We start from the raw sequence: 3,355 nt of genomic DNA, 5'->3' as shown, positions 1-3,355 counted from the left end.
TCTTGGCGGTGTTGACGGCGGTGAACTCCAGGCCGAGGCGGGTGGTGGCGAGGAGTTCGGCGCGGGTGTGGTGCGGCAGCGCGTCGAGCGGGCGCAGCACCCGGGCCGCCCAGCCGCGCAGCGCGGCGGGGTCCATCAGCCGCTCCGGGTGGGTGCGTTCGGCGTACACGGCCGTCTTGTCGGCGCGGAAGCGCGCCACCGCCAGGGCGCTGACGGCCTGCCCGTACGCGGTGGCGGTACGGGCGAGGCTCTGCCACACACTGCCGCCGAGGAAGGTGCCCGGATGCCGTTCGACCAGCGACCGCAGCTCGCCGGCGGTGGCCTCGCGGGGGCTGACGACGATCACGTGCCCGTCCATCGCCGGGCAGCGTACGACCAGCGCCTCCTCCCGCGTGGTGTCCAGGCACTCCGCGGCGAGCCGGTCGCGCAGGGCGGGCGCGGACTCGACGACGTAGACGCAGGCGGTGTCGGCGTCGAGCAGGCCGGGCCAGAGTCCGGCGGCGACCCGGCGGGCGGCGACGGTGTCCTCGACCATCAGCAGCTGCAGGATCGCGAGGCGCAGATCGGCGGTGGCCCGCCGCAGCCGGTGTCCGGCGGCGGCGGTCTCGTGGGCGGTCAGCAGGAGTTCGATCACCTGGGCGGTGTGCGTGACGACGTCGGAGGTGTGCCGGTCGAAGGGGGCCTCGCGGGAGACGGCCAGCACACAGGCCCCCGAGGGGTGCCCGATCCTCACCAGGCGCACATGACGCCCCTCCCCCTCCCAGGCGGCGGAGGCGATCCGGCCGGAGCCGAGGTCGGCGACGAGGGACTCGTCCAGCGGCAGCCGGGTCCCGGCGAGCAGCGTCCCCGCGGCGTCCTGGAGGGCCGCCTCCGCGTGCGCGGTGGCGGCCAGCCAGTCGACGACCCGGCGGACGTCCCGCCCGCCCGGACGCAGATGTTCGAGCAGCTCCCGCGCCCACGCCGGATGCTCCCCGGCCGCCCGCGGCGCCTGCCGGATTCCGTCCCTACGGCCTGTCACCTCGGCCTTCCCCTCGTCCGCTCGTCGTCCCCGGCCCAGATCGGGGACGTTACCCCACCCGTGCGCGCGACTCATCCCGGCGCGTCGGCGCACCGGCCCCGAGGGCGACGTGCGTGGCCCCGGGGCGCGGGCGGCATAAGCTCGGTGAATGGCGAAGTACTTCGACGTGCACCCCGACAACCCCCAGCCGCGCACCATCGCGCAGGTCGCCGAGAGCATCCGCTCCGACGCCCTCGTCGCGTACCCCACGGACTCCTGCTACGCACTCGGCTGCCGTCTGGGCAGCCGTTCCGGCATCGACCGGATCCGTACGATCCGCAAGCTGGACGACCGGCACCACTTCACCCTGATGTGCCGGGACTTCGCGCAGCTCGGCCAGTTCGTACGGATCGACAACGACGTGTTCCGCGCGGTGAAGGCGTCGACCCCGGGCAGCTACACGTTCATCCTGCCCGCGACGAAGGAGGTGCCGCGGATGCTGATGCACCCCAAGAAGAAGACGGTCGGTGTGCGCATCCCGGACCACGTCGTCACCCAGGCCCTGCTGGCGGAGCTCGGTGAGCCCCTGCTGTCCAGCACCCTGCTGCTGCCCGGCGAGGACGAGCCGATGACCCAGGGCTGGGAGATCAAGGACCTGCTCGACCACCAGGTAGACGCGGTGCTCGACTCCGGCGACTGCGGCACCGAGCCGACCACGGTGATCGACTTCTCGGGCGGCGAGGCGGAGATCGTGCGCAGGGGCGCCGGCGACGTCACCCGGTTCGAGTGAGGGCGCCGCGCCGTCCGCCGTGCCCGGCCGGCGTGCCACGATGGGCGTGATCCGCACCCACCGGGAGGCAGCGCAGCCATGACCGCCGTACAGGGAACCACCGTCGACATCCCCACCGGGGACGGCACCGCCGACGCGTATCTGACGCATCCCGCCGACGGGCGGCCCCGGCCGGGGGTGCTGCTCTACATGGACGCCTTCGGTGTGCGTCCGCGGCTGCGGGCGATGGCCGACCGGCTGGCGGAGGCCGGTCACACCGTCCTGGTGCCGAACCTGTTCCACCGGCACGGGCGGGCCCCGGTGGTCGAGCTGCCCGAGTTCATCGACCCGGGTGCGCGACCGGAGCTCTTCGAGCAGCTCGGGCCGATCATGCTGGAGCTGACGCCCGAGCGGGCGATGCGGGACGCCGACGCGTACCTCCGGTGGCTCGCCGCCTGCCCGGCGGTGGCGGACGGCCCGGTCGCGGTGACCGGCTACTGCATGGGCGCGGCCCTGTCCCTGCGCACCGCCGGCACCTATCCGGACCGGGTGGCCGCCGCGGCCGGGTTCCACGGCGGCCGGCTGGCGACGGACGCGCCGGACAGTCCGCACCTGGTGGCCGGCCGGATCACCGCCGAGGTGTACTTCGGCCACGCCGACCAGGACCACTCGCTGCCCGAGGAGCAGATCGAGCGGCTGGAGCGGGCGCTGACGGAAGCCGGTGTCCGGCACCGCTGCGAGGTGTACACCGGGGCGCCGCACGGCTACACCCAGTCCGACACGGCGGCGTACGACAAGGAGGCGGACGAGCGTCACTGGGCGGCGCTGCTCGACCTGTTGGCGCGCGCCTTCTGACCACCGCCCAACTCGTCCCCGTACGGCGGGGGTTCACCGGCACCCCGCTCTCCGGCCGTCCGCCGCACCGTTGTTACGGTGCACCGGTGTCCGAATCCTCACGTGATACCGCCGAGGGCGCCGGCTGGGGCGCCGCCGAACGCGGTACGTACCGGCGGCTGATGCCGCACGGGGTCGAGAAGATCTCCTGGCTCGACCCGCGCATGCTGTGGGCCGCCCGCAACGGGGTCCTGGCCTCCTGGTTCGGCGATCCCACGGGAGGCACCCGCGCCCGCTGGGTGGCCCAGCGGGAGGCGGCCGGCGCCCCCGCCGACAAGGTGATCCGGCGCGACGATCCGGACCGGTTCTCGTTCCTGGTGATCGGCGACACGGGTGAGGGCGGCGAGCCCCAGTACGCGGTGGTGCCCGGACTGCTCCGGGAGGGCCGGGACACCGCCTTCGCCGTGCTCGCCAGCGATGTGATCTACCCGGTGGGCAGCGCCGACGACTACGGCGCCAAGTTCTTCCGCCCGTACCGGGACTACCGGGCCCCGATATACGCGATACCGGGCAACCACGACTGGTACGAGGACCTCGGCGGCTTCATGCGCGTCTTCTGCGGCGACGCCCCACCGCTGCCGCCCGGTCCCCGGCCGCGCCCGCTCACCCGCGCCTGGCTGCGCTCCCTGCTGTGGCACCGGCCGCGCGCCGGGGACGGCGGGCGCCTGGAGGAGGCGCGCACGATGCGGTCCGCG

4 protein-coding genes are annotated in these 3,355 nt (G+C 74.2%); 3 read left to right on the top strand and 1 reads right to left on the bottom strand.

Features of this window, described 5'->3' with window-relative positions; translation table 11 throughout:
* Nucleotides 1-1,018 (bottom strand): PucR family transcriptional regulator (locus B7767_RS36370; RefSeq protein ID WP_085575765.1); only part of this gene is annotated, 1,018 nt, incomplete at its 3' end.
* Between the two features lie 148 nt (nt 1,019-1,166).
* Between B7767_RS36370 and B7767_RS36365 the strand changes: the two genes are divergently transcribed.
* The 3 genes from B7767_RS36365 to B7767_RS36355 form a co-directional block, all read left to right on the top strand.
* A complete protein-coding gene (locus tag B7767_RS36365; RefSeq protein ID WP_085575764.1) occupies nt 1,167-1,787 on the top strand; it encodes an L-threonylcarbamoyladenylate synthase in 621 nt (206 codons plus the stop codon).
* Between the two features lie 78 nt (nt 1,788-1,865).
* On the top strand, nt 1,866-2,621 hold the full coding sequence (locus tag B7767_RS36360; protein ID WP_085575763.1) for a dienelactone hydrolase family protein: 756 nt from the start codon (nt 1,866-1,868) through the stop codon (nt 2,619-2,621).
* Nucleotides 2,622-2,707: 86 nt separating this feature from the next.
* Nucleotides 2,708-3,355 (top strand): metallophosphoesterase (locus B7767_RS36355; protein WP_179167441.1); only part of this gene is annotated, 648 nt, incomplete at its 3' end.

Source organism: Streptomyces sp. 13-12-16, assembly GCF_002114215.1.
Lineage (GTDB): Bacteria > Actinomycetota > Actinomycetes > Streptomycetales > Streptomycetaceae > Streptomyces.
Note: the sequence above shows the minus strand (reverse complement) of the source record. Positions and strands in the feature narration are given on the sequence as shown.

Excerpts from the sequence above, each read along its gene's own strand:
- B7767_RS36365 (WP_085575764.1), top strand. The coding sequence starts at position 1,167 with ATGGCGAAGTACTTCGACGTGCACCCCGACAACCCCCAGCCGCGCACC.
- B7767_RS36360 (WP_085575763.1), top strand. The coding sequence starts at position 1,866 with ATGACCGCCGTACAGGGAACCACCGTCGACATCCCCACCGGGGACGGC.